Origin of the sequence: Paucibacter sp. PLA-PC-4 (genome assembly GCF_026241155.1) — a bacterium.
Classification (GTDB): domain Bacteria; phylum Pseudomonadota; class Gammaproteobacteria; order Burkholderiales; family Burkholderiaceae_C; genus Roseateles_E.
The window spans coordinates 207,244-233,762 of sequence record NZ_JAPFGP010000002.1 but is presented as its reverse complement, the minus strand read 5'-3'; the positions used below and the strand labels follow the sequence as shown (position 1 = coordinate 233,762).

Here is a 26,519-nt window from a genome sequence, read left to right as displayed (position 1 = left end):
AGATTGATCAGGAATTGGTCCACAGGATCTCGCGAATGCAGGGCATCTCAGGCATCTCAGGAACAGGGCCACCCCAAGGATGGCCCCGCCAGGATCGGCGCCTCAGGCGCCACGCCTACTCAGGAAGGTCGCTTCATCTCGCAGGAGGTCGGCGTGCTCGAAACATAGGGCTCGAACGTACGCACCGGCACAAAGGTCATGCCGGTCTTCTCGGGGCTGTAAGTGTTCTTCGCGTCGGTCTTCTGCCAGACCGACAGATACAGGGTCTGCTGCAGCTGGTGGTCGGTCTTGCGCATTTCGACCTCTCCGTTAAAGCTCTTGGTCTTCATGCCCTCTAGCACCGCAGCCACCTTGACCGGATCGGTGCTCTTGGCCTTGGCGAAGGCCTCGCCCAGCAATGTGTAGATGTGGATCACGCTGCCGGTATAGAAGTCCGAGTTGAACTTATCCTGGAACTCCTTTTGCCACTTGGACATCTGACCGCCCATGTTGTAGTGGTTGTAGGAGATCTGGTAGACGCGGCCGGCCGAGCCTGTGCCCAAGGCTGTGGGCGTGCCGGTGACGCCAGCGTAGTAGGTGAAGAACTTGCCGTTGTAGCCGGCCTCGTTGGCTGCCTTGACCAGCAGTGCCAGGTCCGAGCCCCAGTTGCCGGTGATCACGGTATCTGCGCCGCTGGCCTTGATCTTGGCCACATAGGGCGCGAAGTCGCGCACCGCAGCCAGCGGATGCAGGTCCTCGCCGGCGATCTTGACGTCGGGGCGCTTGCGAGCCAGCATTTCCTTGGCATAGCGCGCCACCTGGTGGCCGTGGGCATAGTTCTGGTTTAGCAGGAAGACGCTCTTGATGTCGGGCTGATCCTTCATGAAGGTCGTCATCGCCTCCATCTTCATCGAGGTGTCGGCGTCGGTGCGGAAATGCCAGTAGCTGCACTTGCTATTGGTTAGGTCGGGATCGACGGCCGAGTGGTTCAGGTACAGCACCTCCTTGCCGGGATTGCGCTCGTTATGCTTGTTGACCGCATCGATGATGGCCAGCGCCGCACCGGAGCCATTGCCCTGGGTGACATAGCGCACGCCCTGGTCGATGGCTGACTTCAGCGCATTCAGCGACTCTGCCGGGCTCAGCTTGTTGTCGATCGCAATGATCTCGAACTTGACGCCGGCCGGATTGCTGGCGTTGAACTTCTCGGCGAAGAACTGGAAGCTCTTCACCTGGTTTTGCCCCACCGGCGCCATCAGGCCGGACAAGGGATCGATCCAGGCAATCTTGACCGTCTCGCCCTTCTGAGCGAGCGCTGCGGAGCCGGCTAGCACCAGTGCGGCCGCTGCGGTGAACTTCATGACGTGCTTGCTGCTGTACATCGTTGTCTCCTTTGTGGTTTGCAAGGCGTGTAGAGCTTAAGAGGCGGCGCGGGCAAAGCAGCCTGCGGTTTGCCCGGGGATCAAGCGCTGGGCAGTCGGTAGCTCTTGAACTGCTCGCGCAGCTTGAGCTTTTGTATCTTGCCGGTGGCAGTGTGCGGAATCTCGGCCACGAAAGCCACATCGTCGGGGATCTGCCATTTGGCGATGCGCCCCTCGAAGAAGGCGAGCAACTCCTCGCGCGTGACTTGCGCGTCGGGTTTCTTGACCACCACCAGCAGCGGCCGCTCGTCCCACTTCGGGTGGGCGCAGGCGATGGCCGCCGCCTCATGCACGGCCGGATGGGCCATCGCGATGTTTTCGAGATCAATGGAGCTGATCCACTCACCGCCGCTCTTGATAACGTCCTTGCTGCGGTCGGTGATCTGCATGAAGCCGTCGGCATCGATAGTGGCAACATCGCCAGTTGGAAACCAGCCGGGCTGGCCATCCACCGCCACCAGCGGTGAGCGCTGTTCGCCGAAATAGCTGCTGATGACCCAGTGACCTCGCACCACCAGATTGCCAGAGCTCTGCGCATCCCAGGGCAAGGCCTGACCCTCGTCGTTGATCACTGCCATATCGATGCCGAAGATCACCTTGCCCTGCTTTTCGAGGATGCGGCGTTGCTGCTCGACCGGCAGCGCAAGCTGCTTGGAGGTCAGCTTGGACAGCGTGCCCAGCGGCGAGAGCTCGGTCATGCCCCAGGCGTGGATGACCTCGACGCCGAAGTCATCCATCAAGCTGGCAAGCATCGCCGGCGGGCAGGCCGAGCCGCCGATCACCGTGCGCTTGAAGCTGCTGAACTTCAGGCCGTTGCTTTTGACGTAAGTCAGCAAGCCCAGCCACACCGTGGGGACGCCGGCGCTGAAAGTCACGCCTTCGGTTTCGAACAGCTCATACAGCGACTTGCCATCCAAATGCGGGCCAGGGAACACCAGCTTGGCGCCCACGATGGCGCTGCTGTAAGGCAAGCCCCAGGCATTGACGTGGAACATGGGCACCACCGGCAGGATCACGTCCTTGCTGGAGCAGTCCATCGCGTCGGGCAGTGCCGAGCCGTAAGCATGCAGCACGCTGGAGCGGTGGCTGTAGACGGCGCCCTTAGGGTGGCCGGTCGTGCCCGACGTGTAACAGATGCTGGATGCGGTGTTCTCGTCGAACTCGGGCCAGCAGTAATGACCATCCTCGGCCTCGACCAGCTCTTCGTAGCACAGCAAGTTCGGAATGCTGCTGGCGGCCGGCATATGGGCTCGGTCGCTCATCAGCACATAGTGCTGGATGCCGGGCAACTGGGCGCTCAGCTTTTCAACCAGGGGCAAAAAGCCCAGATCGAAGCACAGCACCTTATCGTTGGCATCCTGAGAGATCCAGATAATCTGCTCGGGGAAGAGCCGCGGATTGATCGTGTGGCACACCAGGCCGGAGCCCGAGCTGCCGTAATACAGCTCCAGATGGCGGTAGCCGTTCCAGGCCAGTGTCGCAACCCGGTCGCCCGGCGACAGACCCAGCCGACCCAGCGCCTGGGCCACCTGGCGCGAGCGCCGCTCGGCATCCCGCCATGTGTAGCGGTGCAGATCGCCTTCACAGCGTTTGCTGACGATTTCGGTTTCGCCGGAATGCCGCGCCGCATGTTGAATCAGCGACGAAATCAGCAAGGGCATGGCCATCATTTGACCCATCAGCGCCATCGGCAGTCTCCTGTCTTTGTATGGCCCGGTCGGCCTGTTCGGACCAGTTTAAACCTCGCATTCGACCGGCCATAGTCACCGGAGTTACACAGAGGGGACAGCCGGCCTAGGGGTATTCACCGGCGTTTCGTGAGCATCTCACGTCGCCTGCCCCCGCACGAGTTGGCAAATCGGGCTTGCATGCTCAAAATCGGTGCACGCCCTCACACTGGAATCCGCATGAACCTGAACAACCTCGGTCTTGCCCGCAAGCTCTCCGGCGCCATCGCGCTGCTGCTGCTGGCCATGTTGCTGGTCGGAGGCCTGACCCTCTACCGCGGTCAGGTGATCGCCCGCGAGGCGAATACCGCGATAGACCAGGCCCAGGATCTGATACGTCAGTCAGTGCGCTGGCAGGGCATGACCCAGGTCGCAGTGACTCGGAGCATGGCCGCCTCGATCAGCGCCGACCCGGCCGTCGGCGAGCTCTTCAAGGAGCCCATGGCCACCGACACCCCTCGCGTGCAGAAGCTGCGCGAAGAGATCACCAAGCAGGCCCAGACGCCGCAGGACCAGGCCCAACTGAAGATCATCGTCGGCCATGGCGGCGCGCTGCTGGCTGCCAGCAAGAAGGCGCGCGAAGCTGGCGCTGGTGGCAACCAGGCTGGCGCCCAGGCCATCATCCGCGACGAGTACGCGCCCGCCGTCGGCCGATATCTGGGCGCCATCGAGGACTTCGTCAAACTGCAGGAGCAAAAAGCCGAGCGGGCCGATGCACAGGCCGCGGCAGCGCGCACCGGATTGCTTTGGATGGGCGGCATGGGAGCGCTGCTCGTGGTGGGCGTGGGCATGTCGATCGCGTGGCTGCTGGTGCGCTCCATCGTCAGGCCGCTGGCCGAGGCGGTCAAGGTGGCCGAGGCAGTGGCCGGCGGCGACCTCAGCTCGCGCATCGAGGTCAAAGGCAAGAACGAAACCGGCCAGCTGCTGGGCGCACTCAAGCGAATGAACGACAGTCTGGCGAGCATCGTCGCCCAGGTGCGCGCCAGCAGCGACTCGATCGCCACCGGCACCGCGGAGATCGCCAGCGGCAATGCCGACCTCTCTCAGCGCACCGAGGAGCAGGCCGCCAATCTGGAGCAGACCGCCGCCTCGATGGAGGAGCTAACCGCCACCGTCAAGCAAAACGCCGAAACCGCTCGTACCGCCAACCAACTGGCCACCAGCGCCTCGGGCGTCGCGGCCCAGGGGGGCTCGGTGGTTGGCCAAGTGGTCAGCACCATGGAGCAGATCAGCGCCGCCTCGCGCAAGATCAACGACATCATCGGTGTGATCGACGGCATCGCCTTCCAGACCAATATTCTGGCGCTGAACGCGGCGGTCGAGGCAGCCCGCGCCGGCGAGCAGGGCCGCGGCTTTGCGGTGGTGGCCGCCGAGGTACGCACGCTGGCGCAGCGCAGCGCGCAAGCAGCCAAGGAGATCAAGAGCTTGATCGGAGACAGCGTGGCCAAGGTCGACGCAGGCAGCGCGCTGGCCGCCAATGCCGGCAAGACCATGGGCGACATCGTCGGCCAGGTCAAGCGCGTCACCGACCTGATCGCAGAGATCAGCGCCGCCAGCGCAGAGCAGAGCCAGGGCATCGATCAGGTCGGCGAAGCCGTGTCCCAGCTCGATCAGGTGACCCAGCAAAACGCCGCCCTGGTTGAACAGAGCGCGGCGGCGGCCGAGAGCTTGAAGTACCAGGCCGCCCGCATGACCGAGGTGGTATCGGTATTCCGGCTGCACTAGGTGGCTGCAACAGGCAGTGGCAAGACCACGTGGCGGCGCGGGAGAGGACTGATGGCTACACTGCAGCGATCATGAGCGATCACGACTACCCCATCAAGAAAACCGAGGCCCAGTGGCGCGAGCAGCTCGATGCTACGCAGTATCAGGTGGCCCGCCAGGCCGGCACCGAGCGCGCCTTCACCGGCAAATACTGGGACCACTGGGAAGCCGGCAAGTACCAGTGCGTGGGCTGCGGCACGCCGCTTTTCGAAGCCGACACCAAGTTCGATGCCGGCTGCGGCTGGCCCAGCTACTACGCGCCGGTCAATAGCGAGGTGGTGGAGCGCATCGTCGACCGCAGCCATGGCATGGTGCGCGTCGAGGTACGCTGCAACAACTGCGGCTCACATCTGGGCCATGTCTTCCCCGACGGCCCCGAGCCGACCGGCGAGCGCTTTTGTATCAACTCGGCCTCAATAGACTTCCGCGCCGAGCCCAAGCCATGAGCATGCTCGAAGAGATCGAACGCCGCCTGCGCGCTGGCCTGCAACCCAGCCGGCTGAACTTGCGCGACGACAGTGCCCAACATGCCGGGCATGCCGGTGCACGCGAGGGCGGCCACTACCACGTTAGCATCGTCAGCGAGCGCTTCATAGGCCGCTCGCGGGTGGCTCGCCATCAGCTCGTATATCATTCCTTGGCTGAGTTGATGCAGCAAGGCATCCATGCACTGGCGATTGACGCCCGCGCACCGGACGAAAGCTGACTCTCCCGCACCCCGCGCCGTCAGGCGCATTTTTCTACCTTTGCTGCCCATGTCCATGAAGAAGTTTGTGCTCGCCGCCACTGTCGCGGCCCTGTCCGCTGCGCTCGTGCCCGTGACGGCCAGTGCGCAAAACGTCGCCACCGTCAATGGCAAGCCGGTGCCCAAGGCCCGCGTCGACCTGCTGATCAATCAGGTCACCAAGAGTGGGCAGCAGCAACGCACGCCTGAGCTGGAAGCCCAGGTCAAGGACGAAGTCGTGCTGCGTGAGATCTTCATCCAAGAAGCCGAGAAGCGCGGCATCCCGGCCAGCGCCGACTACAAGGCGCAGATGGAGCTGGCCCGCCAGAGCATTCTGATCCGCGAGCTGTTCGCTGATTTCGGCAAGAAGAACGGCGTCACCGATGCCGAAGCACAGGCCGAGTACGACAAGTTCAAGGCCCAAAACAGCGGCACTGAGTACCGTGCGCGCCACATCCTCGTGGAGAAGGAAGATGACGCCAAGGCCCTGATCGCGCAGATCAAGAATGGTGCCAAGTTCGAAGAATTGGCCACCAAGAACTCCAAGGATCCAGGCTCGGCAGCTAATGGCGGCGACCTCGACTTCGCCAACCCGGGCAGCTATGTGCCTGAGTTCAGCCAGGCGTTGACGGCCTTGAAGAAGGGCGAAATGACGCAGGAGCCGGTCAAGTCGCAGTTCGGCTTCCACATCATCAAGCTGGAAGACACCCGCGAGGCGCAGTTCCCGGCCTTTGACGACGTCAAGCCGCAGATCGTGCAACGCCTGAGCCAGCAGAAGATCGCCAATTTCCAGCAAGAGCTCAAGACCAAGGCCAAGACCGACTACAAGTTTGCAAACTAATGGCATTGCGTGACAGACCGAGCAAAGCGAGCTCTGTCACCAACTGACTAGGAGATAGCCCGCGCGACGCCCACCCGGCGAGCGCGGTTTTTTTTCGTCCTCGACAGCGCCTAGCTTCCACCAGCAGCCCATGCCCGCCACCCGTCTCGCCCGCCGCCTGCTGCCTCACCCCGACACCTTGGCCAAGACCCCCGGGCTGAAGTGGCTGGGCCACTACCTATCGCCGCGGCCCTGGCTGTGGGTCGCGCACCGCCGCCGCGTCGCGCTGGGCGTGGGCCTGGGACTCGCCGTCGGCGTGATCCCGCTGCCGACGCAGATGGTGCTGGCTGCCGTTGTGGCGATCGCCTGCCGCGCCAATGTCGCAGCGGCGATTGCCGCAACCTGGCTGACCAATCCCTTCACCCTGGTGCCGATCTGGAGCCTGGCCATCCTGCTGGGTCGGATGGCCTCCGGTCACGATGGACCGATCGCGACGCCGGCGATGCTGGAGATCGACTGGACCGCGCCTCTGAGCTGGGGCCCGGCCCTGCTGGGCTGGATCCAGGCGCTGGGTAAACCGCTGCTGATCGGCCTGCCGCTGGCCGGCCTGCTGCTGGGCGCGCTGGCCTATCTGGCGGTCTATATCGGCTGGTGGGCGGTCATACGGGGAGAGCGGCTGCGGCGGCTGCGCCGCCGTGCTCAGCGATAGTCGAAGAACACCGTCTCGCCCTCGCCCTGCAGGCGGATGTCCCAGCGGTAATGTCCCGGTGACTCGTCGGGCAGCGCCAGCAGGCTGGCGCGGCGCGCCTCGGGCACTTGGGTTAGCAGCGCCGAGCCGGCCAGGCCGGGGGTATCGACCAGGAAGACCGCGCTGAACTGATGCTTCAACAGGCCGCGCGCAAACACCGTGATATGGGCCGCCGGCTCACCACAGCCGACAGCCCGGCTCAACCGCAACACGAACTCGCCCTGTTCGCCGGTGGGCACGCGGCGAAAGCCCGGCAGCGGGCCGGCCTCGACCGCGCCCGGGGTCCAGGCCTCGATCCAGCCATCGTTGACGGGCTCACCCGCACCGTCGAGAAGGCGACCTGCGATCACCACGGCGGCGGCGCCCGGCGGTGTCGAGGCCTCGACGGCCCAGCGCCAGGCCTCATGTGGGAAGGGACCGATAGTTTGCGAGCTGGTGAGCATGCAGTCGTTGTCAGACATCGGAAGCTCCTGGCGGCTCACAGGCCGAAGGGGGTGGCCGCGCTGCCGCGCAGCACGATGTCGAAGCGATAGCCAAGCATCTCGGCGCCGACCGTGTCTTCCATGCTGAAGCGGGCGATCAGGCGCTCGCGCGCCGCCGCATCGGCAATGCCCTGGAAGATCGGGTCGTGATCGAACAGCGGGTCGGCGGGGAAATACATCTGCGTGACCAGGCGCTGGGCCATCACATTCCCGAACAGCGAGAAATGGATGTGGGCCGGACGCCAGGCCTTGTCATGATTGCCCCAGGGATAGGGCCCCGGCTTGATCGTGATGAAGCGGTAGCGCCCCTCCCCGTCCGTCATCAGCTTGCCAATGCCGAAAAAGTTGGGGTCCAACGGCGCGGCATGCTGGTCCTTCTTGTGCCAGTAGCGACCCGCCGAATTGCATTGCCAGACCTCGATCAGCGAGTCGCGCACGGGCCGGCTGTCCTCGTCCAGCACCCGGCCGCTCACGACGATCTTCTCGCCCAGCGGCTCGGCCGCGCCCTGGCGAGTCAAGTCGGCATCGCGCGGGCTCAGCATCGCGCGGGCCAGGGTCAGACCTTGCATCGTCGCGGCCGGCGCCTCGATGCGCAGCGGCGGCTGCGCGGGCCCGCGGCTGCGCGTGGACTTGTAGGGCGGGTAGATCAGCGCAGGGTAGACGCCCGCGGGCACCGGCTTGAATTGCATCTGGCTCTCCTGGGGATGCTCGTCAGAGCGGCAGGCCGACATAGTTCTCGGCGATCATGCCGCGACCATGGGCCGATTCGAGAAGATAGGCCAGCTCGGCCTCCTGCAGCCGGGCATCGAAGGCCGGCTGATCGGGGAAGCGATGCAGCAGCGTGGTCATCCACCACGAAAAGCGCTCGGCCTTCCAGATCCGCTGCAGGCAGCGCTGCGAATAGTGATCGACGCCCAGCTCGCTGCCCCGGTAGAAATCGGCCAGCGCTTGCCACAGATAGGCCACATCGGAGGCCGCAAGGTTCAGGCCCTTGGCCCCGGTCGGCGGCACGATATGGGCGGCATCGCCGGCCAGGAACAGGCGACCAAAGCGCATTGGCTCGGCCACGAAGCTGCGCAGCGGCGCGATACTCTTCTCCAGCGCCGGCCCGCTCACCAGACGGGTCGCCTCGGCGGCCGGCAGCCGCCGACGCAGCTCGTCCCAGAAGGCCTGGTCCGACCACTGCTCAACCCGCGCTTGGCTGTCGCACTGCAGGTAGTAGCGACTGCGCGTCGCGCTGCGCTGGCTGCACAGCGCAAAGCCACGTTCATGCCGCACATAGATCAGCTCGCCGGCCACCGGCGGCACGTCGGCCAGCACACCCAGCCAGCCGAAGGGATAGACCTTCTCGTGCGTGGTCAGCAGCGCGGGCGGCACGCTCGCGCGGCAGACACCGTGAAAGCCGTCACAGCCGGCGATGAAGTCACAGCGCAGTTCGCGGGCCTGGCCGTCCTGAACAAAGCGCACCCAGGGCTGCTGGCCGTCAAAGCCCTGCACTTCGACCTGCTGGGCTTCGTAAACGCTCTCCAGCCCTGCCTCGGCGCGCGCGTCCATCAGGTCGCGCGTCAGCTCGGTCTGGCCGTAAACCATCACCTGCTTGCCGGTCAGGGCCTGCAGATCGATACGTTGCAGCCGGCCGTCGACACACAGCTCGAAGCCGCCATGCGGCAGGCCCTCGCGATGCAGACGCTGGCCGACACCGGCCTCGTCCAGCAAAGCCACCGTGCCCGGCTCCAGCACGCCCGCACGAATGCGCGACAGCACATGAGCGCGGCAGCGCTGTTCGATGATGACGCTGGCGATGCCGGCCTTGGCCAGCAACTGGCCGAGCAGTAGGCCGGCCGGGCCGGCGCCGATGATGGCAACTTGGGTGCGCAGCGCGACGGGAGGACTTACCATCGCCCAAGCGTAGCCGGGGCTGGCGCGCTTCTCAATGGACGGAAACGCTGCAGGCTTGCACTAATCGAACATCAGGCCGTGGCCAGACGCCCCGCCTCGATGCGCAACTGGCGCTGGCAGCGCGCCGCAATCGCCGGATCGTGCGTGACCAGCACCAAGGTGGTGCCGGCCTCGCGGTTCATCTCGAACATCAGCGCCATCACCGCCGCGCCGGTCGCAAAGTCGAGGCTGCCGGTCGGCTCATCGGCCAGCAGTACGGCCGGGCGCTGCACAAAAGCCCGCGCCAGTGCCACCCGCTGTTGCTCACCGCCAGACAGCACGCGCGGATAGTGCGCGAGCCGCTCACCGAGGCCGACACGCTGCAGCATCTGCGTGGCCAGCGACCTGGCCTCGCGTTCGCCGCGCAGCTCTAGCGGCAGCATCACGTTCTCCAGCGCGGTCAAATTGCCCAATAGCTGAAAGCTCTGGAACACGAAACCGATGTGCTGCGCGCGCTGGGCGGCGCGCTGGTCTTCGTCCAAAACGAACAGGTCCTGCCCGGCCAGACGCACCGTGCCGCTGCTGGGCGTGTCCAGACCGGCCAAGATGGCCAGCAGGGTGCTCTTGCCTGAGCCGGAGGCCCCGACGATGGCCACCGACTCGCGCGGCGCCAGCGTGAACGAGATGTCATGCAGAATCGTCAGCACGCCGGTCGCGTCCTGCACCTGCTTGCCGACGTGGTCGACCTCAACAATCGCTGCGGAAATCACTTCAGACATAGGATTCGGATCGGGATGAAACGTCGTCAATGGATTCAACACTTTAGCCTGCCCGCCTTGCTGATGACGGTGCCAGGTCTTGCGAAGACCGCGGCCGGCACATCACCGCGCCGCATCGTCGTGCTGGGCGACAGCCTGTCGGCCGAGTATGGCATTGCGCGCGGCAGCGGCTGGGTCGCGCTGCTGGAGCAAAAACTCAAGGACGAGAGGCTGGCGGCCCAGGTGATCAACGCCAGCATCAGCGGCGACACCAGCTCGGGCGGACGTTCGCGCCTGCCGGCCCTGCTGAGCCAGCACAAGCCCACGCACCTGATCATCGAGCTGGGCGGGAATGACGCGCTGCGTGGCCTGCCGCTGGCGATGACGCGGGAGAACCTGCAGGCCATGGTGCGCGCCGGCAAGGCCGCCGGCGCCAAGGTGTTGCTGGTCGGCATGCAAGTGCCGCCTAACTATGGTGCCAGCTACGGGCGCGATTTCGCCGCGCTGTTCGAAGCAGTGGCGAGGGCAGAAAAGACCGCACTGACGCCTTTTTTGCTGGCGGGCGTGGCCGACCGGCCCGACGCCGAAAGCTGGTTCCAGGGCGACCGCATCCACCCGCTGGCCAAGGCCCATCCGCTGATGCTGAGCCAGGTCTGGCGAGCCTTGCGGCCGCTGCTCTGACTCAGCGGGCCTGCTCGCCGCGCCGGCCCGGACCGCCCCCGTTCCATTCACCTCGCCCGCGCTGAGGGCCACGTTCCTGTTGCTGCTGCACTTGAGGCTGCTGCACCTGCGGCTGCTGTGGCCGCGCCGGCTCGGCCTCGCGCTGTGGCCGCTCGACACCGCGCGGCGGGGCCGCAATGCCAATCTGGGGCTGCGGCCGGGGCTCGGCGCCGCGCTCTTGGAAACGCCCGGGGACGCGAGGCTCGAAGCCGGGCGGCTGCACTTGATGTTCGCGGGACGGACGCGGTTCATCGGAGCGCCCCGCGTTCGGATTCGGCGTCGGACGCGGCGGCCCGAAGCCATCGGCCGGCCGGCCGGGTCGGGACGACCAGCCCGGTCGCTCGAAACGCTCAGCCGGGTCGGGACGGTCGGGACGGTCGATGCGTTCAATGCGCTCGGGGCGCTCACGCGGCGGCCGGGGCTCGACCATGGCCTGGGGCGGGCGCACGCGCGGCACCTGCCACTGCGGCAGCTCGCCGCGCCCCGGCGCCTGAGTCACTGGCCGCAACGGCCCCATCTGGCCGGGATTGAAGGGCGAAGGCCGACCACGGCCCTGCTCGGGCAGCAGGCTGATGGCACCGGGCACATCGACATTGCGATGGCGGCGATGCTCGGGACGGCCCTGCCAGCCCTGGCCGTGCTCGCGATTGACCCGCTGCCAGTAGCCGGGGCTGTGCCGATAGCCGGGCAGATAAGCCTCGCGCGGCGCCAGCGGATACCAGCCGTAGCGCGGCGGCGGCGGCCGGCCGCCACCGATATGGATGCCGACACTGACCGCCGGCCCGCCGACCCAGGCCACCAGAGCCGGCGCGTAGACCGGGCGCGCCACATAGGCGCCGGGCGCCCAGCACCAGCGCCCGCCGAAATGCACCCAGCGGCCATAGTGGAAGGGCGCAAAACCCCAGGGCGCCGCATCGATCCAGCTCCAGCCCCAGGCACGCGTCCAACCCCAGCGGCCGTAGCGATAAGGCGCCCAGTCGACCGCCACCACGGTAGGCGTCCACAGCGGGCCGTACTCGCTGCTCTGCTCCCAGCGGCCGTGCCGGTCCAACTCCTCGGCGCCCGTCATCTCGGGCGACACATAGCTGTTGGCCACGTGACTGCTCTCGGCCTCGCGTTGGGCCAGCATCCAGTCGGCGAATTCGTCGCGCTGCAGGCGCTGGCGCTCGGTGCGCGGGCCGTCGGCCCACCAAAACTCGGCCTGCTCATCGGCCTGCAGCCAGACCGGAGCGGCCTCACGCGCACGCGAATCGAAGCGCAGGCTGCCCTCCCAGTTAAGCGCGCGGCTGCCGCGCTCGAGCTGGTCGATGCGGTACAGGCCCTCGCGCTCGGCGCTGAAACGGCCTTCGCGGGTCAGCAACTGGTAGTCGTTGACCTCTTCGCGGTTGCGCAGCCGCAGCGCCAGCGAGCCCTTGTCGAGCCGGAGTTCGACGCGGCCGTCATCGAGCCGGCTGAACGCCATATCACTGTCTTCGTCCAGCCACAGACTGGTCGAGCCGATCCGCAGGCTGACCCTGCCGCCCCCATCGGTGCGCAGGCGGTCCCCCGGACCTATGGTCTGGTTGCGCTCCAACTGCACCCATTCTTTGTCTTCGGCATCAAAAAGCCAGGCTTCGCCGCTGATCTCAGCCACACGACCGGCCCGCGCCGGCGGATCATCGTCGGCCCGGGCAGGGCTCAGCAAAGTGCTCAGCGCCAGGCAGAACAGCAGGGAGTAAAGGCGGCGGGGCAAGGCGGCGGCTTTCATGCTTATCTCCAGATAGCCGCTCTATAACGCCACCGGCCCAAGCGGCGCCTACCTGCTTACAAAACTTTGCCTAGTCGTCGGCATTCGGATCCAGCTCAGGGAACAGCACCGAGGTGTAGCCAAAGCGGCTAAAGTCCTTGATGCGCATCGGATAGAGCACACCCAGCAGATGGTCGCACTCATGCTGGACCACGCGGGCGTGAAAGCCCGTAGCCTCGCGCTCGATGGGCCGGCCTTCGATATCGAAGCCGCTGTAGCGCAGCTGGCTGTGGCGCGGCACGACGCCGCGAAGGCCCGGCACCGACAGGCAGCCCTCCCAGCCCTCCTCCATCGCGTCCGACAGCGGCGTGATGAGCGGGTTGATCAGCACGGTCAGCGGCACCGGCGGCGCGTCCGGATAGCGCTCGTTGCGCTCGAAGCCGAAGATCACCAGTTGCAGGTCGACGCCGATCTGCGGCGCGGCCAGGCCGGCGCCGTTGGCGGCCTTCATCGTGTCCAGCATATCGGCCACCAGCTCATGCAGTGCGGGCGTGCCGAACTCGGTGACCGGCTGGGCCACCCGCAGCAGGCGTGGATCGCCCATCTTCAGTAGTTCTCTGACTGCCATCGTTGATCCTGTCGGGCTATCGTTGGGCGGATTCTAAGGAGACAAGACCATGTCCGAGTTTGTGCAGGCCCTGGACGATGGCATCTTTGCCATCGACACGGGTTTTCAGCGCGACCATTTCGACGCTGCCTATCTGCTAGTGGATAACAGCCGCGCTGCATTCATCGACTGCGGCACCAACCACGCGGTACCGCGCCTGCTGGCCGCGCTGCAGCAACTGGGCCTGGAGCCAGACGCGGTTGACTGGGTGATACCGACCCATGTGCACCTTGACCATGCCGGCGGCGCTGGCTTGCTGATGCAATCGCTACCGACCGCCAAGCTGCTGGTGCACCCGCGCGGCGTGCGTCATATGGTCGACCCGAGCGCGCTGTACGAGGGCGCGCTGGCGGTCTATGGGGAGGAAGAAATGCAGCGCTCATATGGCCAGCTTGTCGGCGTGCCGGCCGAGCGCATCATACCTAGCGAGGACGGCATGAAGATCGTCGTTGGCGGGCGCGACGGCACACGGGAGCTGCTGCTGCTGGACACCCCCGGCCATGCGCGCCATCACCATTGCATCTGGGACGCAAAGAGCCGGGGCTGGTTCACCGGCGACACCTTCGGCCTGTCGTACCGCGAGTTCGACACCGCGCGGGGCCCCTGGATCATGCCGACCAGCACGCCGGTGCAGTTCGATCCCGAGGCGCTGGAAACATCGGTGGCCCGCATGCTGAGCCACGAGCCGACGCAGATGTTCCTGACTCACTACAGCCGGGTCGGAGGCCATGCCGACGAGGTGCAAAGGCTCGCCGGCCTGCTGCTGACCCAGGCCCGGTCCATGGCCGAGACGGCGCGCAGTCTGCGCGGCCATCCAATGCGCCATGCGGCGCTGAAGGAGGCATTGCTGGCGCTCTACCTTCAGGGCCTAGCGACGCATGGATGCACCCTGAGCCCGGCGCGCCAGACCGAGCTGTTGGCCATGGATGTGGAACTCAACGCCCAGGGCCTGGGCGTGTGGCTGGACCGACGAGACTAGGCATCCAGTCCCAGCTCCTGGATCTTGCGCGTGATGGTGTTGCGGCCAATGCCCAGTTTCTGCGCGGCCTCGATGCGGCGGCCGCGGGTCACGTCCAGCGCGGTCAAGATCAGGCTGGCTTCGAAGCGACGGGTCAGCGCGTCCCAGACCTCGGGCTCGCCGTTGGCCAGCAGGCGCCGCGCCTCGCGCGCCATCTCGGCCACCCAGGCATCGGGCCCGGTCGCTAGGGCCGGCAGCGGAGCGACGGCCGATTCACCGAGCGCGACCGGCACGGCAGGGCCGGCCGGCACTGCGGCTGTCAGCAGGCTGGAGCCTGCCTGCATCAGCTCCTGCGGCAGGTCCTTGGGCTCGACCACCTGGGTAGGCGCCATCACGCTGAGCCAGTGGCAGACGTTTTCCAGCTGGCGCACATTGCCGGGGAAGTCGAAGCCGACCAGCCGGGATAGCGCCGCCTCGGACAGGCGCTTGGGCTCGACACCCAGCTCGGTAGCGCTGCGCTGCAAGAAATAGCGCGCCAGCACCGGGATGTCCTCGCGACGCTCGCGCAGCGCTGGCAACCTCAGTCGTATCACATTGAGGCGGTGGAACAAGTCCTCGCGGAAGGCGCCCTGGCGCACCCGGTCTTCCAGGTTCTGGTGGGTGGCCGCGATCACGCGCACGTTGCTGCGCAGCGGGCTGTGGCCGCCGACGCGGTAAAACTGGCCATCGGACAGCACCCGCAGCAAGCGGGTCTGCAAATCCAGAGGCATGTCGCCAATCTCGTCGAGAAACAAGGTGCCGCCGTCGGCCTGCTCGAAGCGTCCGCGCCGGGTCGCCTGAGCGCCGGTGAAGGCGCCCCGCTCATGACCAAACAGCTCGCTCTCCAGCAGATCCTTCGGGATCGCCGCGGTGTTGATCGCGACAAACGGGCCCTCGGCACGAGGGCTGTGTTTGTGCAGCGCGCGTGCGACCAGCTCCTTGCCCGAGCCGGACTCGCCGGTGATCAGCACCGTGACATGGCTTTGGCTCAGGCGGCCGATCGCGCGGAACACATCCTGCATCGCCGGCGCCTGGCCAAGCATCTCTGGCACTTGCGCCGCAGCCTCCTCGGCCACCGCCTCGCGCAGGCTCTCCTCCTGGGCACGGCGAATCAGCTCGACCGCACGACTCAGATCGAAGGGCTTGGGGAGATACTCGAAGGCGCCCCCCTGAAAGGCCGAGACCGCGCTGTCCAGATCTGAGTAGGCCGTCATGATGATCACCGGCAGGCCGGGCAGCTTGGCCTTGACTTTGGCCAGCAGATCCAGGCCCGAACCGCCCGGCATGCGAATGTCGGAGACCAGCACCTGCGGGCTGTCTTCATCGAGCGCCGCAAGCAGATCGCGGGCATTGCTGAAGCTGCGCACCGGCAGGCCCTCGCGGCTGAGGGCTTTTTCCAGCACGAAACGGATGGAATGGTCGTCGTCAACAATCCAGATGGATTTCATCTAAGGCTCCCCTTTGTCCCGAGCTGGTATTCAGGGCAAAGGCAGGGTCAATCGAAAATCTGTCCGGCCCGGTTCGCTGTCGCAGTCAATCATCCCCTGATGCTGCTGAGCGATGGTTTGCGACAGCGTCAACCCCAATCCCGTGCCTCCGTCCCGCCCTGAGACCAGGGGGTAGAAGATGCGATCTCGGATCTCCGCCGGCACACCAGGGCCGTTGTCCTGCACATGCAATTCCAATGCCAAGCGCCAGCGCTGCTTACCAATCGTCACCTGTCGAGCCACCCGTGTCTGCAGATTGATCACGGCCGTGCCTTCGGCGATGCGGGCATGACAGGCCTGGGCGGCGTTCTGCACGATGTTCAGCACCGCCTGTATGAGCTGCTCGCGGTCGCCTCGGAAGTCGGGCAGCGAAGTGTCGTAGTCGCGCCGCACCTCCAGCCCGCGCGGGTACTCGGCCAATATCACCGAGCGCACCCGCTCACAGACCTCATGGATGTTGACATCGACCACCACCTGGGCGCGCCGGTGCGGCGCGAGCAGGCGGTCGACCAGGGCCTGCAGTCGGTCGGCCTCGTGGACGATGACCTGTGTGTACTCGTTGAGCTCGGGGCCGAGATCGGTGGGCTGCAGTTCCAGCGCCAAGAGCTGCGCCGCGCCGCGGATGCCGCCCAGCGGGTTTTTGATCTCGTGAGCCAGATTGCGGATCAGCTCCTTGGTGGCTTGCACCTGGTCCAGCGTGCGCTCCTCGCGGTCCTGGCGAGCTTGCTGGGCGTTCTCGATCAGCTCGACCAGCACGCGCTCAGGGCTGTCGGTCTGGCTGACGATCACATGCACCGGCAACAGGTCCTCATGCGGACGCGGGCCGCGCCGCAGCAAGGCATCGAAGCGGCTGCTGGAGAAGGCATTCAGCGCCACCGCCTCGACCGTCTCGCTGAGCCGAGTCGCATCGGCAAACCAGTCGAACAGATTGACGCCCTGCACCGTGCGGCGCGAGAGCCGCATCACGGTCTCGAAGGCGGTATTGGCGAACAGGCATTCGCCGTCGGGTCGCACCACGGCCACCATGGTGGCCAGCATGTCGAAGGCCTCGAAGCCCGAGGCGGGGCGGGTTGAATGCTGAGTCATGGTCCTATGGCTCGTGCGGCCAGACCAGCGAACTCAAGGCAGCTTGCTGATCTCGCGCTTGAGCGCCTGTATATCGTTTTCCTGCCGGGTGATGCTGGTCTTGAGCTCGGCCACCCGGTCCAGATACTTCTGGTAGTTGCGTTCGTCGCCGCGCCGCTCGGGCTGGCCGCCCTGGTACTCGCGCTGCAAGGCCGCGAGCCGTTCCTCGCTCTCTCGCAGCTCGGTTTCGAGAACCTTGCGGCGCTCGCCATCGCGGCTGCGTTGCTGGGCGGGGTCAACGCGCCCATCGCCACTCCTGGGCTCGGCGCTGGCGCCGGGTGCGGCCGGTGCCGCAGCCGGCGCGCGCGGACGCTGCGCCTGCAGCACCGTGATCGGCGTGCCCTCGATCGAGCGGCAGCCCTTGTCTTGCGCCTCCTTGGGCGTCAGCGCGTCGGTGTAGAGCACCGGCGGGCCGGGACAGCGGTAGACCACGGACTGTGCCTGGGCGGCAGCACCGCAGGTCAGACCGATGAACAGCAAGGCAGGGCGATAGAGCATGGCGCGATTGTGGCTCATGCCGGGCGCGGGTTTCACAAAGCACAAGGGACGGCCACGGCCGTCCCTTGTTCGCTGACCCGGGCAGCGTCGCGTGGGGTGCACGCTCGCCGCCCATGGACATCACAGCGAGTAGTACATGTCGTACTCGACCGGGTGCGTGGCCATGCGGAAGCGGGTCACTTCCTGCATCTTCAGGTCGATGTAAGCATCGATGAAGGAGTCAGTAAACACGCCACCCTTGGTCAGGAAGGCACGGTCCTTGTCCAGATACTCGAGCGCCTGGTCCAGGCTGTGGCAGACGGTCGGGATCTTCGCGTCTTCTTCCGGCGGCAGATGGTAGAGATCCTTGGTCGCAGCTTCGCCCGGGTGGATCTTGTTCTCGACGCCGTCCAGGCCGGCCATCATCAGTGCAGCAAAGCACAGGTAAGGATTGGCCGAGGGATCGGGGAAGCGCGCCTCGATGCGGCGGCCCTTGGGGTTAGCAACATAGGGGATGCGGATCGAGGCAGAGCGGTTCTTGGCCGAGTAGGCCAGCTTGACCGGGGCTTCGAAGCCGGGGACCAGACGCTTGTAGCTGTTGGTGCCGGGGTTGGTGATAGCGTTCAGTGCCCGGGCGTGCTTGATGATGCCGCCAATGTAGAACAGCGCGAACTCAGACAGCCCGGCATAGCCGTCGCCTGCGAACAGGTTCTTGCCGTCTTTCCAGATCGACTGGTGCACATGCATGCCGGAGCCGTTGTCGCCAACGATGGGCTTGGGCATGAAGGTCGCGGTCTTGCCATAGGCGTGAGCGACATTGGTGATCACGTACTTCTGCAGCTGCAGCCAGTCGGCGCGCTTGGTCAGTGTGCTGAAGCGGGTGCCGATTTCCATCTGGCCGGCGTTGGCCACCTCATGGTGATGCACCTCGACCGGGATGCCCAACTGTTCGAGGATCAAGCACATTTCCGAGCGCATGTCCTGGCCGGCGTCGACCGGGGGCACCGGGAAGTAGCCGCCCTTGACGGTGGGGCGATAGCCGGTGTTGCCGTGCTCGTATTCCTTGCCGGTGTTCCAGGCGGCTTCCTCAGACTCGATCTTGTAGAAGCACCCGGACATGTCGTTGCCCCAGCGGATCGAGTCGAAGATGAAGAACTCGGGCTCGGGGCCGAAATAGGCGGTGTCGCCCAGGCCGGAAGACTTCAGATAGGCTTCGGCGCGCTTGGCCAGCGAACGCGGGTCGCGCTCATAGGCCTTGCCGTCGGCCGGGTCGACCACGTCGCAGGACAGGATCAGCGTCGGCTCTTCGAAGAAGGGATCGATATTGGCGGTATCCGGATCGGGCATCAGCAGCATGTCTGAGGCTTCGATGCCCTTCCAGCCGGCGATCGACGATCCGTCGAAGGCATGACCTGAGACAAACTTGTCCTCATCGAAATGCGACACGGGCACAGAGACATGCTGCTCTTTGCCACGGGTGTCGGTGAAGCGGAAGTCAACGAACTTGACTTCGTTGTCCTTCACCATCTGGATCACATCGGCGACGGTCTTGGCCATCAATCACTCCTAGCTAGCGGAAAGCTTTGTACAGGTGGTACGGGTATCGAACGAATTCGGCGTGCGCCTCGGCGCGTGCGTTTCTGACTAAGCAGTTTGCGTGCCAAGTCGGTGAGCGGCGAGCGCCAGCTCGGTGCATCACCGAGCTGGCCGCGCATTATCGGCCGCCCCAGCGCTGACGCCCTTCAGGACACCTTGCCGGTCGGGCGACAGTCGCGCAACAAGCACCAAATTAGAGCGAGTCAGCGCCGACTATCGCACCATTTCAGTGCTTATGACGGCACCAAATTGGATCAACCCCTGCTTCAGCGCGGCATAGGCCTGCACCAGCAGCTCAGCCTGCTGCTCTGGGCCGGCCTTGACGCCCAACTCGATATGCCGACCCCACTGCGGATGGTCGACGCTGGGCAGGCTGAAGACCTTGATGCCGGCAAAGTCAGCCTCGATGCGCTCCATCAGCGGGGTCAGCGCGGCCTCCATGGCGCCCTGCACGATCAGCGAGCGCTCGCTAATGCCGCTGGCGCGGTGCAAATCGGCATGGCGCTGATCCAGCACCCATTCCATCATCGGGTGGGCCATCACCGGGAAGCCGGGCACGAAGTAGACCGTGCCGACATAAAAGCCCGGAATCTTGTTGAAGGGATTGGGAATGATGGCCGCACCCGCCGGGAACACGCCCATCTGGAAGCGGCGCAGGCTGTCGGGGTGCTCAGGGTCGGCGCTCGTGCCCTGCTCGGCCGCCATCTCGTTGATGCGCTGCCAGATCAGATCCCTGGCCTCGGGGTGCAAGACCAGTTCGCGGCCCAGCGCTGCGGCGGCGGCCTGGCGGCTGTGGTCGTCGGGCGTGGCGCCAATGCCTCCACAAGAGACCACCAGATCGCCACTGGCGAAGGCGCGCGCCAGGCTGGCCGTCAGGCGCTCGCGGTCGTCGCCGACATACTCGGCCCATGACAGCGAAAGGCCGCGCGCGGCCAGGATCTCGATGAACTTGCCCAGATGCTTGTCCTGGCGCTTGCCGGACAGGATTTCGTCACCAACGATGATCAGACCGATATTCATAGGGCGGGCGGCAGCAGGGTTGAGGTATGGGGGGATGGCAATTCGTCGAGCACGGGCGGCGCTTGAGGGGCCACGACGGTACGAGCCCGCAACTCTGCCAGCGCATTCAGCGAGTAATGGGCGAACCACAGCGTCGAGAACGCGAAGATCAGTGTGTAGAGCCAGACCGTCAGCAGCACCAGAAACGGCGCCAGCACCACGGCCATCATGCTGACCGCCCAGATCAGCGAGGGCGCCGCGCCCAGATAGCCGCTGATCACACCCATGCTCAGCAGGGGCAGGCGATGCTCGCGCATCAGCTGCTTGCGTTCCTCAGCCGAGGCATGCTCGGCCAGCACATCGAAAGCAAACACGCGATAGGTCAGCCAGCCCCAGATCAGCGGCGGCAGCACCAGCACCAGAGGAGGGATCAGCCAGAACGGCATGCTCAGAAACAGCAGCAGCAGTGCAGCGGCCGAGCACAGCAGCGACCACAGCAGGCCCTGCCACCAGGCTGAGCCGCGCTTGCGCTCCAGCGTCGGGAAGCGGCGCTCGGCCACCAGGGTCACGATGGACGGCGTCATCAACAACGCCACCAGCAGCAGGCTGAAGATCAGCACCACCGGCACCGCCATGACGATCACCAGCAGCGGTGCGACCACGCTGCGAAAACCCGCGCCGCCCATGCTGTCCAGCCAGCGCAGCAGACTCTCGATCAGCAGCCAGGATTCCAGCGTGCCGCGCACGCCGGCCACCGCCGCCTCCCAGAAAAAATAGGCAAGACCCACGGTGGTGCCAGCCGCGATAAGCAGCGGCAGCAGCGACAGCGCGATCACGCGCGGATGCAGGCAATAGGCGCCGGCACGCCAGAAGGCATCACCGAGGCGGCCCATGGTGTTGACCATCGTCATCCCTCTTGTGTTGGCAACGGGCGCCAAGCATACCCGCGCCGTTTCAGCCGCGCCCCACGAGGCGCTTGAGCCCCAGCCATTGCTGAGCCCAGAAACCGCGCCCGTAGTCGCGCCCACCCTCCTCGGTCAATTGGTCGCGGATGCCGGTCGGGTCATAGCGCAGCTGGAAGTCGGCGGTGCCAAACAGCTGATCCCAAACCGGCAGCAGCACCGCGAAATTGCAGCCGCCCAGCGTGCCTTGGCCGGCCGACTCATGGCTGATGCCGATCGCATGATGTCGGCGGTGAAAGCGCGGGCTCACCAGCAGCCGCTCCAGCACCGGGCCGAACCACAGCCGCACATTGGCATGCTGCAGGCTCTCCAGCAACTGCGACAGCGCCACCAACGCGACGAACTGGCCGGGCTCCACGCCGATAAAGCGGGCCAGCAGAACAAAGACCGAGTCGATCAGCACATCGTCGAGCAGATGGTTGCGGTTGTCGCTCCACAAGCTCATCTGGCGCTGGCTGTGGTGCAGCGCATGCAGCTGCCACCACCAGCCGAACTGATGCTGAGCGCGGTGCAGCCAGTAGTAAACGAAGTCGAACACCAACAGATACAGACAGAAGCTGACCCACGGGATATCGCTGACGCCGGGCCACAGCGCGTCGAGCTGCAAGCTCGGCACGCCGGCCATGCGCAGCGTGCCGGCCAGCGCGTCCCACAGCGGGTCGATCGCGAAGAACATTGCGACTCTGAACAGGCCCAGGCGATGGATCAGGGTGTAGATCACATCGACCCGCCGCCCCGCGCGGTCGGTCTGAGCCTCGACCGGGCGCCAGCGCTCCAGCGCGCGCAGCAAGGTCAGCATCACGAGGATCTGCGCCAGCCCCACCAGCAGCCAGCCGGTCGCCTCATAGCCGTCTTCAAGCAGGTCGCCGAAGCCCAGCTCGAACAGCAGCGGCTCGACCCCTTGCTCGAACAGCCACTGCTGCGCCAGACCGAAGGCATCGACCAGCCAGTCCATCAGGGCCTCTGGGCAGTCTGCGCCGCCATCAGCGGGGCATAGCGGGGATGCTCGCGCAGCGGCGCGAAGCAAAAACCACGCTGCTTCAGCCCGAGCACCAGCGGCTCCAGTACCGCCGGCGCCCAGGCCTCCTGGCGCGACCAGATGCCCAGATGGGCCAGCAGAACGTCGCCGGGCCGGATCTCGCGCAGCGCCTTGGCCAGCAGCTGTGCATTCGGGTACCGGTCGCTGGGCAGCTCGTCGCCCAGGAAGCCGGCCGCGCTCCAGCCCACATGCTCGAAACCGCAGGCCTTGGCCGCCGCTAGAAGGGCCGGCGAGGTCTTGCCTGCGGGGGCGCGGAACAGCGGCGACATCGGCCGCCCCGTCATCTCGGCAAAACGTCGCGCCGGCTGCATCAACGCCTCGCAGTACTGCACAGCCGACAGCTCGCGCAGGCGCGGCGCCTGCTGCCCGGCCACGGTGCGAAAGCGAAAGCGCGCCTCTCCCTTGAGCGGCGGCAGATCCTTCAGCCAGATGTCGTGCGCCCAGGTGTGGGAGCCGAAGTCATGGCCTTCGGCGGCGCGCGCGCGCCACCAAGGGGCCCACTGCGCGTCCAGGCTGTGGCCGCCCTCCAGCGTCGGCTCGCTGGCCAGAAAGAAGCTCAGCCGCAGCTTATGCTTCTTGATCAGCGAGGCCAGCAGTGGCGCGACGCCCATATGGCCTGTATCGAATGTCAGATAGACCGGCTTCTCGCCTGGCTGGCAGGCCTGGGCCGGCAGTGCCGCCAGCAACAGGACACCGAGCCATTGGGTCTTCATTGCCGGGACGCGTGATCCAGGGTCCATACGCCATGCGGCGAGCGGCCGACCTTGACCTGGCGCAGCACCTGACGGCGCTCGATGTCGACCAGGGTCAGCCTGCGCGCCCAGCGCGAGGTGAACAGCAAGGTCTTGCCATCAGCGGACACATCCATATCGTCCGGTCCGCCCGGGCCGGGCAGCTCGCCGACCACGCTGAAATCGGCCAGTGCGATCTTGCTGATGGTGTTGGCCGCGCGGTTGCTGACCAGCACATGGCGGCCATCTCCCAGCGCACGGAAGGAATGGGCGCCCTTGCCGGTCACGATGCGACGCACCAGCTGCGGCTGAGGGCCGCTCACGTTGTAGACCTCGACCAGCATATCGCCGGTAAGCGCGACCAGCAGGTGCTTGTCGTCCGGCGTCAGATAGACATCGGCAGGCATCTTGCCGACCTTGATCTTCCAGCGCGGCGTCTGAGTGGCCAAATCGATGGCCAGCAGCTCGTCGCTGCCCTGCAGGCTCACATAGACCACGCGACTGCGACTGTCGATAAAGAGATGGCTGGGAACCTTCGGCGCCTCGATGCGCTTGACCAGTTGCAGCGGCGCCGCCGCATTGCTCGGCAGCCAGCGGTACAGCGCCACATGGTCAAGCCGGTTTGCGGTGGTGACCAGCCACTTCATGTCCGGCGAGAAGCGCAGGTGATAGGGATCGGGAATGTCGCGCAGCACGCGCTGCACCTCGGCCGTGCGCGGGTCAACAAAGGTCAGCGAATCGCCCAGTGCATTGGCCACCACCAGGGACTTCTCGTCCGGACTCAGGTAGAGATGGTGCGGCTCCTTGCCGGTCGGGATGCGCTTGATCTGCGTGAAACTGACCGGGTCAATCACGCTGATGTCGGCGTCCAGCGAATTGAGCACGAAGATCGGTTTGCTGCCGCTGCTGGCATGCACCCCGGCAGCCATGAAAGCAAGCATCAAGGCGGCCGCAGCGCGCGGCCAGAACGGGGTTCGCATCGAGAATCCTTGTATAGCGTTCGCCCGCAGCCCGCAAAAAACAAAAGGCAGTGCGAGCACTGCCTTGAGTGTAGGGCCGGGGGCTCGGCGCTTACTCGTCATCTCCGCCCAGAAGACCGCCCAACAGACCCGCCCCGGCCACGCCGGTCAGCAACGAGCCCTCCTCGCGGCGTCCACCGTTTTGCGGCGCGGCGGCGAAGATGCGCGAAGCCAGGCGTGAGAACGGCAGGCTTTGCAGCCAGACCTCGCCGGGACCGCTCAGCTTGGCCAGGAACAAGCCCTCGCCTCCGAACAGCGCCGTCTTGATCTTGCCAACGTACTGGATCTCGAAGTTGACGCTGGGCGTGTAGGCCACAACGCAGCCTGTGTCCACCATCAGGGTCTGGCCCGGGGCCAGCGTTCGGCGCAGGCAGGTGCCGCCGGCGTGGACAAAGGCCAGGCCGTCACCCTCGAGCTTCTGCATGATGAAGCCCTCGCCGCCAAAGAAACCGGTGCTGAGCTTTTGCTGGATCGCGATGCCCAGCGAGACGCCGCGCGCCGCGCACAGAAAGGCGTCTTTCTGGCAGATCAGCGTGCCACCCATCTTGCTCAGATCCATAGGCAGGATCTTGCCCGGATAGGGGGCGGCAAAGGCCACGCGCTGCTTGGCGCTGGCGTTATTGGTATAGATGGTCGTGAACAGCGATTCGCCGGTCACCAGGCGCTTGCCGGCGCCCAGCAGCTTGCCGAAGAAACCGCCCTGCTGTGCGGACCCGTCGCCGAACACCGTGTCCATTGCAATGCCGGCATCCATGAACATCATGCTGCCGGCCTCGCCGATTGCGGCCTCGCCCGGGTCGAGCTCGACCTCGACGAACTGCATCTCGCTGCCCTTGATCTCGTAATCCACCACGTCCATAGCCATTGCCAACTCCTCAAAATCGAACAAAACGGGCGAGATCGTAACCAAAGTTGCCTTGCCTATACTGCGCCCCATGACGGAAGCCCCCATCGCCGCCACGTTGCCGGACCTCAAACCCGGCGACAGCTACGTGCAATCCTTCGCTCGCGGACTGTCCGTGATCCGCGCCTTTAGCGCCGAAGCCCCGCGCCAGACCCTTACGGAGGTGGCCAAGCGCTGCGGACTGACCCGTGCTGGCGCGCGCCGCATCCTGCTGACCTTGGAGACCCTGGGATACGTGCGCAGCGACGGCCGCCTGTTTTCGCTGACGCCCAAGATTCTCGATCTGGGCTTTGCCTATCTCTCCTCGCAGCCGCTCTGGCAGTTTGCCGAGCCGGTCATGCAGAACCTGGTGGCCGATCTCAAGGAAAGCTGCTCGGCCGCCGTACTCGAAGGTCAGGACATCGTCTATGTGCTGCGGGTGCCGGCGCGCAAGATCATGAGCATCAATCTGGGCCTGGGCAGCCGGCTACCGGCCTGGTGCACCTCAATGGGACGGGTGTTGCTGGCCTCAATGAGCGCCGAGGACCTCGAGGCGCACCTGAGCGGCGTGCAGTTGCAGGGCCACACCGGCCGCACCGTGATGCATCTGGACGAGTTGCGCGAGCGCATCGCCGCCGCGCGTGAGCAGGGCTGGTGCCTTGTGAATCAGGAGCTCGAAGAAGGCCTGGTGTCGCTCGCCGCGCCCATCGTCGACCGCAGCGGCCGCGCCATCGCAGCGCTCAATGTCAGCGGCCAGGTCAACCGCACGCCGCCCGACATCATGCTGGCGAGCTGCCTGCCCCGGCTGCTGGAGGCGGCGCAGGGGATTTCGCGGTTGTTGCAATTGCGGGCGGGGTGATTTCCCGGCCGAGCCGCGCGAGAAGCGGCTCGGCGTTCAGAGGGTGTCGCCGAGTCCTCAGGACTCGGCTGGGTCCCATCTCACCCCATATGCAGCCCGCCGTTGCAACTGAAGTCGGCGCCGGTGGTGAATCCGGAGTCCTCGCCGGCCAGCCAAGCGACGATGGCGGCGATCTCTTCCGGCGTCCCCAGGCGCTTGATCGGGATCGTCGCGACGATCTTTTCCAGCACTTCGGGCTTGATAGCCTTGACCATGTCGGTGCCGATATAGCCCGGGCTTACCGTATTGACCGTCACGCCCTTTGCCGCCACTTCCTGCGCCAGTGCCATCGTGAAGCCGTGCATGCCGGCCTTGGCCGCCGAGTAGTTGGTCTGGCCGAATTGGCCCTTCTCGCCATTGACCGAGGAGATATTGATGATCCGGCCCCAGCCCTTGTCGAGCATGCCCTCGATCACCTGCTTGGTGACATTGAACATACTGTCCAGATTGGTGTTCATCACCGCGTCCCAATCGGCCTTGCTCATCTTGCGGAACATGCCGTCGCGGGTGATGCCGGCGTTGTTGACCAGTACATCGACCGTGCCGTGCTCGGCCTTGACCTTGTCGAAGGCGGCGACCGTGGAGTCCCAGTCACCCACATTGCCGACCGAGGCGTAGAACTTGTAGCCCAGCGCGGCCTGCTCGGTCAGCCACTTGTCGAAGTCGCGGCTCGGTCCGCAGCCGGCAATCACGGTAAAGCCTTCCTTGTGCAGGCGCTGGCACATCGCGGTGCCGATGCCACCCATACCGCCGGTCACGTAGGCCACTTTTTTATCGCTCATATGAATCTCCTTCACGCCTTCCTTCGGCGCCGCGTCCTACGCGCCCGGAAAGGCCTTGTCTCTGCTTCGAAGAAGACGCGTCCCTAGGCTCCGCCAAGCCCCGTCCAGGG

General features: G+C 65.7%; 27 protein-coding genes. 8 read left to right on the top strand and 19 right to left on the bottom strand.

All coding sequences use genetic code 11. The features are described 5' to 3' along the window. Positions 1-119 precede the first annotated feature (119 nt). Positions 120-1,340 (bottom strand): branched-chain amino acid ABC transporter substrate-binding protein, encoded by a 1,221-nt coding sequence (locus OOZ63_RS04010; RefSeq protein WP_266004291.1) that lies wholly within the window; start codon positions 1,338-1,340, stop codon positions 120-122. Between the two features lie 101 nt (positions 1,341-1,441). Then, the gene (locus OOZ63_RS04005; protein ID WP_266004041.1) at positions 1,442-3,088 is read right to left on the bottom strand and encodes a 3-(methylthio)propionyl-CoA ligase; all 1,647 of its coding nucleotides are present in this window, start codon (positions 3,086-3,088) and stop codon (positions 1,442-1,444) included. A gap of 219 nt (positions 3,089-3,307) precedes the next feature. Here OOZ63_RS04005 and OOZ63_RS29065 point away from each other — a divergent pair, with 219 nt between their 5' ends. The 5 genes from OOZ63_RS29065 (at position 3,308) to OOZ63_RS03975 (ending at position 7,144) form a co-directional block, all read left to right on the top strand. Then, complete coding sequence (locus OOZ63_RS29065; RefSeq protein WP_323055723.1) at positions 3,308-4,852, top strand: methyl-accepting chemotaxis protein; 1,545 nt, start codon at positions 3,308-3,310, stop codon at positions 4,850-4,852. 71 nt (positions 4,853-4,923) lie between these two features. After that, positions 4,924-5,337, top strand: a complete 414-nt coding sequence (gene msrB, locus OOZ63_RS03990; protein ID WP_266004040.1) for a peptide-methionine (R)-S-oxide reductase MsrB — start codon at positions 4,924-4,926, stop codon at positions 5,335-5,337. Next, positions 5,334-5,597: a BolA family protein gene (locus OOZ63_RS03985; protein ID WP_266004039.1), complete on the top strand. Its 264-nt coding sequence runs from the start codon at positions 5,334-5,336 to the stop codon at positions 5,595-5,597. The genes msrB and OOZ63_RS03985 overlap by 4 nt, the downstream gene beginning before the upstream one ends. Before the next feature lie 55 nt (positions 5,598-5,652). Then, on the top strand, positions 5,653-6,456 hold the full coding sequence (locus tag OOZ63_RS03980; RefSeq protein WP_266004290.1) for a peptidylprolyl isomerase: 804 nt from the start codon (positions 5,653-5,655) through the stop codon (positions 6,454-6,456). 130 nt (positions 6,457-6,586) lie between these two features. Next, positions 6,587-7,144, top strand: a complete 558-nt coding sequence (locus OOZ63_RS03975; RefSeq protein ID WP_262969790.1) for a DUF2062 domain-containing protein — start codon at positions 6,587-6,589, stop codon at positions 7,142-7,144. On the opposite strand, the gene OOZ63_RS03970 is transcribed toward OOZ63_RS03975, so the two are convergent. The 4 genes from OOZ63_RS03970 to OOZ63_RS03955 all read right to left on the bottom strand — a co-directional run bounded on the left by OOZ63_RS03970 (position 7,135) and on the right by OOZ63_RS03955 (position 10,322). Further along, positions 7,135-7,644: a protocatechuate 3,4-dioxygenase gene (locus tag OOZ63_RS03970; RefSeq protein ID WP_266004038.1), complete on the bottom strand. Its 510-nt coding sequence runs from the start codon at positions 7,642-7,644 to the stop codon at positions 7,135-7,137. The genes OOZ63_RS03975 and OOZ63_RS03970 overlap by 10 nt on opposite strands. A 17-nt stretch (positions 7,645-7,661) precedes the next feature. Then, entirely contained in the window at positions 7,662-8,354 is a 693-nt protein-coding gene (pcaH, locus tag OOZ63_RS03965; protein WP_266004037.1) for a protocatechuate 3,4-dioxygenase subunit beta, read from the bottom strand. 22 nt (positions 8,355-8,376) lie between these two features. Then, positions 8,377-9,543: a 4-hydroxybenzoate 3-monooxygenase gene (gene pobA / locus OOZ63_RS03960; protein ID WP_266004288.1), complete on the bottom strand. Its 1,167-nt coding sequence runs from the start codon at positions 9,541-9,543 to the stop codon at positions 8,377-8,379. A gap of 92 nt (positions 9,544-9,635) precedes the next feature. Then, positions 9,636-10,322: an ABC transporter ATP-binding protein gene (locus OOZ63_RS03955; RefSeq protein ID WP_266004036.1), complete on the bottom strand. Its 687-nt coding sequence runs from the start codon at positions 10,320-10,322 to the stop codon at positions 9,636-9,638. A 15-nt stretch (positions 10,323-10,337) separates the two neighbouring features. Here OOZ63_RS03955 and OOZ63_RS03950 point away from each other — a divergent pair, with 15 nt between their 5' ends. Continuing rightward, positions 10,338-10,982 carry an arylesterase gene (locus tag OOZ63_RS03950; protein WP_416234688.1) on the top strand — a complete coding sequence of 215 codons (645 nt, stop codon included), beginning with the start codon at positions 10,338-10,340 and terminating at the stop codon, positions 10,980-10,982. A gap of 1 nt (position 10,983) precedes the next feature. On the opposite strand, the gene OOZ63_RS03945 is transcribed toward OOZ63_RS03950, so the two are convergent. After that, positions 10,984-12,768, bottom strand: a complete 1,785-nt coding sequence (locus tag OOZ63_RS03945) for a DUF6600 domain-containing protein (RefSeq protein WP_266004035.1) — start codon at positions 12,766-12,768, stop codon at positions 10,984-10,986. 70 nt (positions 12,769-12,838) lie between these two features. Next, positions 12,839-13,375: a peptide deformylase gene (gene def / locus OOZ63_RS03940; RefSeq protein WP_266004034.1), complete on the bottom strand. Its 537-nt coding sequence runs from the start codon at positions 13,373-13,375 to the stop codon at positions 12,839-12,841. Positions 13,376-13,424: 49 nt separating this feature from the next. On the opposite strand from def, the gene OOZ63_RS03935 reads away from it, so the two are divergent. Then, positions 13,425-14,393 (top strand): MBL fold metallo-hydrolase, encoded by a 969-nt coding sequence (locus OOZ63_RS03935; protein WP_266004033.1) that lies wholly within the window; start codon positions 13,425-13,427, stop codon positions 14,391-14,393. On the opposite strand, the gene ntrC is transcribed toward OOZ63_RS03935, so the two are convergent. From ntrC to OOZ63_RS03885, 10 genes are all read right to left on the bottom strand, one after another. Beyond that, the gene (gene ntrC, locus OOZ63_RS03930) at positions 14,390-15,859 is read right to left on the bottom strand and encodes a nitrogen regulation protein NR(I) (protein WP_266004032.1); all 1,470 of its coding nucleotides are present in this window, start codon (positions 15,857-15,859) and stop codon (positions 14,390-14,392) included. The two genes, OOZ63_RS03935 and ntrC, sit on opposite strands and share 4 nt — an antisense overlap. A gap of 30 nt (positions 15,860-15,889) precedes the next feature. Then, positions 15,890-16,984: a nitrogen regulation protein NR(II) gene (glnL, locus tag OOZ63_RS03925; protein WP_266004031.1), complete on the bottom strand. Its 1,095-nt coding sequence runs from the start codon at positions 16,982-16,984 to the stop codon at positions 15,890-15,892. Positions 16,985-17,017: 33 nt separating this feature from the next. Then, a complete protein-coding gene (locus tag OOZ63_RS03920) occupies positions 17,018-17,521 on the bottom strand; it encodes a hypothetical protein (RefSeq protein WP_266004029.1) in 504 nt (167 codons plus the stop codon). Between the two features lie 120 nt (positions 17,522-17,641). Next, entirely contained in the window at positions 17,642-19,057 is a 1,416-nt protein-coding gene (gene glnA / locus OOZ63_RS03915; protein WP_137944565.1) for a type I glutamate--ammonia ligase, read from the bottom strand. Between the two features lie 252 nt (positions 19,058-19,309). Beyond that, complete coding sequence (locus tag OOZ63_RS03910; RefSeq protein ID WP_266004027.1) at positions 19,310-20,116, bottom strand: competence/damage-inducible protein A; 807 nt, start codon at positions 20,114-20,116, stop codon at positions 19,310-19,312. Then, positions 20,113-21,000 carry an EI24 domain-containing protein gene (locus tag OOZ63_RS03905; protein ID WP_266004026.1) on the bottom strand — a complete coding sequence of 296 codons (888 nt, stop codon included), beginning with the start codon at positions 20,998-21,000 and terminating at the stop codon, positions 20,113-20,115. The genes OOZ63_RS03910 and OOZ63_RS03905 overlap by 4 nt, the downstream gene beginning before the upstream one ends. Positions 21,001-21,049: 49 nt before the next feature. Then, positions 21,050-22,012, bottom strand: a complete 963-nt coding sequence (locus tag OOZ63_RS03900; RefSeq protein ID WP_266004024.1) for a sterol desaturase family protein — start codon at positions 22,010-22,012, stop codon at positions 21,050-21,052. Then, on the bottom strand, positions 22,012-22,809 hold the full coding sequence (locus tag OOZ63_RS03895; RefSeq protein ID WP_266004023.1) for a polysaccharide deacetylase family protein: 798 nt from the start codon (positions 22,807-22,809) through the stop codon (positions 22,012-22,014). Before OOZ63_RS03895 ends, OOZ63_RS03900 begins: the two co-directional genes overlap by 1 nt. Continuing rightward, entirely contained in the window at positions 22,806-23,807 is a 1,002-nt protein-coding gene (locus OOZ63_RS03890) for a YncE family protein (protein ID WP_416234687.1), read from the bottom strand. The genes OOZ63_RS03895 and OOZ63_RS03890 overlap by 4 nt, the downstream gene beginning before the upstream one ends. A gap of 91 nt (positions 23,808-23,898) precedes the next feature. Continuing rightward, the gene (locus tag OOZ63_RS03885; RefSeq protein ID WP_266004022.1) at positions 23,899-24,711 is read right to left on the bottom strand and encodes a TIGR00266 family protein; all 813 of its coding nucleotides are present in this window, start codon (positions 24,709-24,711) and stop codon (positions 23,899-23,901) included. A 70-nt stretch (positions 24,712-24,781) separates the two neighbouring features. Here OOZ63_RS03885 and OOZ63_RS03880 point away from each other — a divergent pair, with 70 nt between their 5' ends. Beyond that, positions 24,782-25,588: an IclR family transcriptional regulator domain-containing protein gene (locus OOZ63_RS03880; protein ID WP_266004021.1), complete on the top strand. Its 807-nt coding sequence runs from the start codon at positions 24,782-24,784 to the stop codon at positions 25,586-25,588. A gap of 80 nt (positions 25,589-25,668) precedes the next feature. Here the strand turns inward: OOZ63_RS03880 and phbB are convergent, their stop codons facing one another. Next, positions 25,669-26,409 carry an acetoacetyl-CoA reductase gene (gene phbB, locus OOZ63_RS03875; RefSeq protein ID WP_266004019.1) on the bottom strand — a complete coding sequence of 247 codons (741 nt, stop codon included), beginning with the start codon at positions 26,407-26,409 and terminating at the stop codon, positions 25,669-25,671. Positions 26,410-26,519: the final 110 nt, after the last annotated feature.

What these genes read in the sequence shown, in the direction of transcription:
- OOZ63_RS04010 (WP_266004291.1), bottom strand. Translation starts at nt 1,340, where the DNA reads ATGAAGTTCACCGCAGCGGCCGCACTGGTGCTAGCCGGCTCCGCAGCG.
- OOZ63_RS04005 (WP_266004041.1), bottom strand. Translation starts at nt 3,088, where the DNA reads ATGGCGCTGATGGGTCAAATGATGGCCATGCCCTTGCTGATTTCGTCG.
- OOZ63_RS29065 (WP_323055723.1), top strand. Translation starts at nt 3,308, where the DNA reads ATGAACCTGAACAACCTCGGTCTTGCCCGCAAGCTCTCCGGCGCCATC.
- msrB (WP_266004040.1), top strand. Translation starts at nt 4,924, where the DNA reads ATGAGCGATCACGACTACCCCATCAAGAAAACCGAGGCCCAGTGGCGC.
- OOZ63_RS03985 (WP_266004039.1), top strand. Translation starts at nt 5,334, where the DNA reads ATGAGCATGCTCGAAGAGATCGAACGCCGCCTGCGCGCTGGCCTGCAA.
- OOZ63_RS03980 (WP_266004290.1), top strand. Translation starts at nt 5,653, where the DNA reads ATGAAGAAGTTTGTGCTCGCCGCCACTGTCGCGGCCCTGTCCGCTGCG.
- OOZ63_RS03975 (WP_262969790.1), top strand. Translation starts at nt 6,587, where the DNA reads ATGCCCGCCACCCGTCTCGCCCGCCGCCTGCTGCCTCACCCCGACACC.
- OOZ63_RS03970 (WP_266004038.1), bottom strand. Translation starts at nt 7,644, where the DNA reads ATGTCTGACAACGACTGCATGCTCACCAGCTCGCAAACTATCGGTCCC.
- pcaH (WP_266004037.1), bottom strand. Translation starts at nt 8,354, where the DNA reads ATGCAATTCAAGCCGGTGCCCGCGGGCGTCTACCCTGCGCTGATCTAC.
- OOZ63_RS03955 (WP_266004036.1), bottom strand. Translation starts at nt 10,322, where the DNA reads ATGTCTGAAGTGATTTCCGCAGCGATTGTTGAGGTCGACCACGTCGGC.
- OOZ63_RS03950 (WP_416234688.1), top strand. Translation starts at nt 10,338, where the DNA reads ATGAAACGTCGTCAATGGATTCAACACTTTAGCCTGCCCGCCTTGCTG.
- OOZ63_RS03945 (WP_266004035.1), bottom strand. Translation starts at nt 12,768, where the DNA reads ATGAAAGCCGCCGCCTTGCCCCGCCGCCTTTACTCCCTGCTGTTCTGC.
- def (WP_266004034.1), bottom strand. Translation starts at nt 13,375, where the DNA reads ATGGCAGTCAGAGAACTACTGAAGATGGGCGATCCACGCCTGCTGCGG.
- OOZ63_RS03935 (WP_266004033.1), top strand. Translation starts at nt 13,425, where the DNA reads ATGTCCGAGTTTGTGCAGGCCCTGGACGATGGCATCTTTGCCATCGAC.
- ntrC (WP_266004032.1), bottom strand. Translation starts at nt 15,859, where the DNA reads ATGAAATCCATCTGGATTGTTGACGACGACCATTCCATCCGTTTCGTG.
- glnL (WP_266004031.1), bottom strand. Translation starts at nt 16,984, where the DNA reads ATGACTCAGCATTCAACCCGCCCCGCCTCGGGCTTCGAGGCCTTCGAC.
- OOZ63_RS03920 (WP_266004029.1), bottom strand. Translation starts at nt 17,521, where the DNA reads ATGCTCTATCGCCCTGCCTTGCTGTTCATCGGTCTGACCTGCGGTGCT.
- glnA (WP_137944565.1), bottom strand. Translation starts at nt 19,057, where the DNA reads ATGGCCAAGACCGTCGCCGATGTGATCCAGATGGTGAAGGACAACGAA.
- OOZ63_RS03910 (WP_266004027.1), bottom strand. Translation starts at nt 20,116, where the DNA reads ATGAATATCGGTCTGATCATCGTTGGTGACGAAATCCTGTCCGGCAAG.
- OOZ63_RS03905 (WP_266004026.1), bottom strand. Translation starts at nt 21,000, where the DNA reads ATGGTCAACACCATGGGCCGCCTCGGTGATGCCTTCTGGCGTGCCGGC.
- OOZ63_RS03900 (WP_266004024.1), bottom strand. Translation starts at nt 22,012, where the DNA reads ATGGACTGGCTGGTCGATGCCTTCGGTCTGGCGCAGCAGTGGCTGTTC.
- OOZ63_RS03895 (WP_266004023.1), bottom strand. Translation starts at nt 22,809, where the DNA reads ATGAAGACCCAATGGCTCGGTGTCCTGTTGCTGGCGGCACTGCCGGCC.
- OOZ63_RS03890 (WP_416234687.1), bottom strand. Translation starts at nt 23,807, where the DNA reads ATGCGAACCCCGTTCTGGCCGCGCGCTGCGGCCGCCTTGATGCTTGCT.
- OOZ63_RS03885 (WP_266004022.1), bottom strand. Translation starts at nt 24,711, where the DNA reads ATGGCTATGGACGTGGTGGATTACGAGATCAAGGGCAGCGAGATGCAG.
- OOZ63_RS03880 (WP_266004021.1), top strand. Translation starts at nt 24,782, where the DNA reads ATGACGGAAGCCCCCATCGCCGCCACGTTGCCGGACCTCAAACCCGGC.
- phbB (WP_266004019.1), bottom strand. Translation starts at nt 26,409, where the DNA reads ATGAGCGATAAAAAAGTGGCCTACGTGACCGGCGGTATGGGTGGCATC.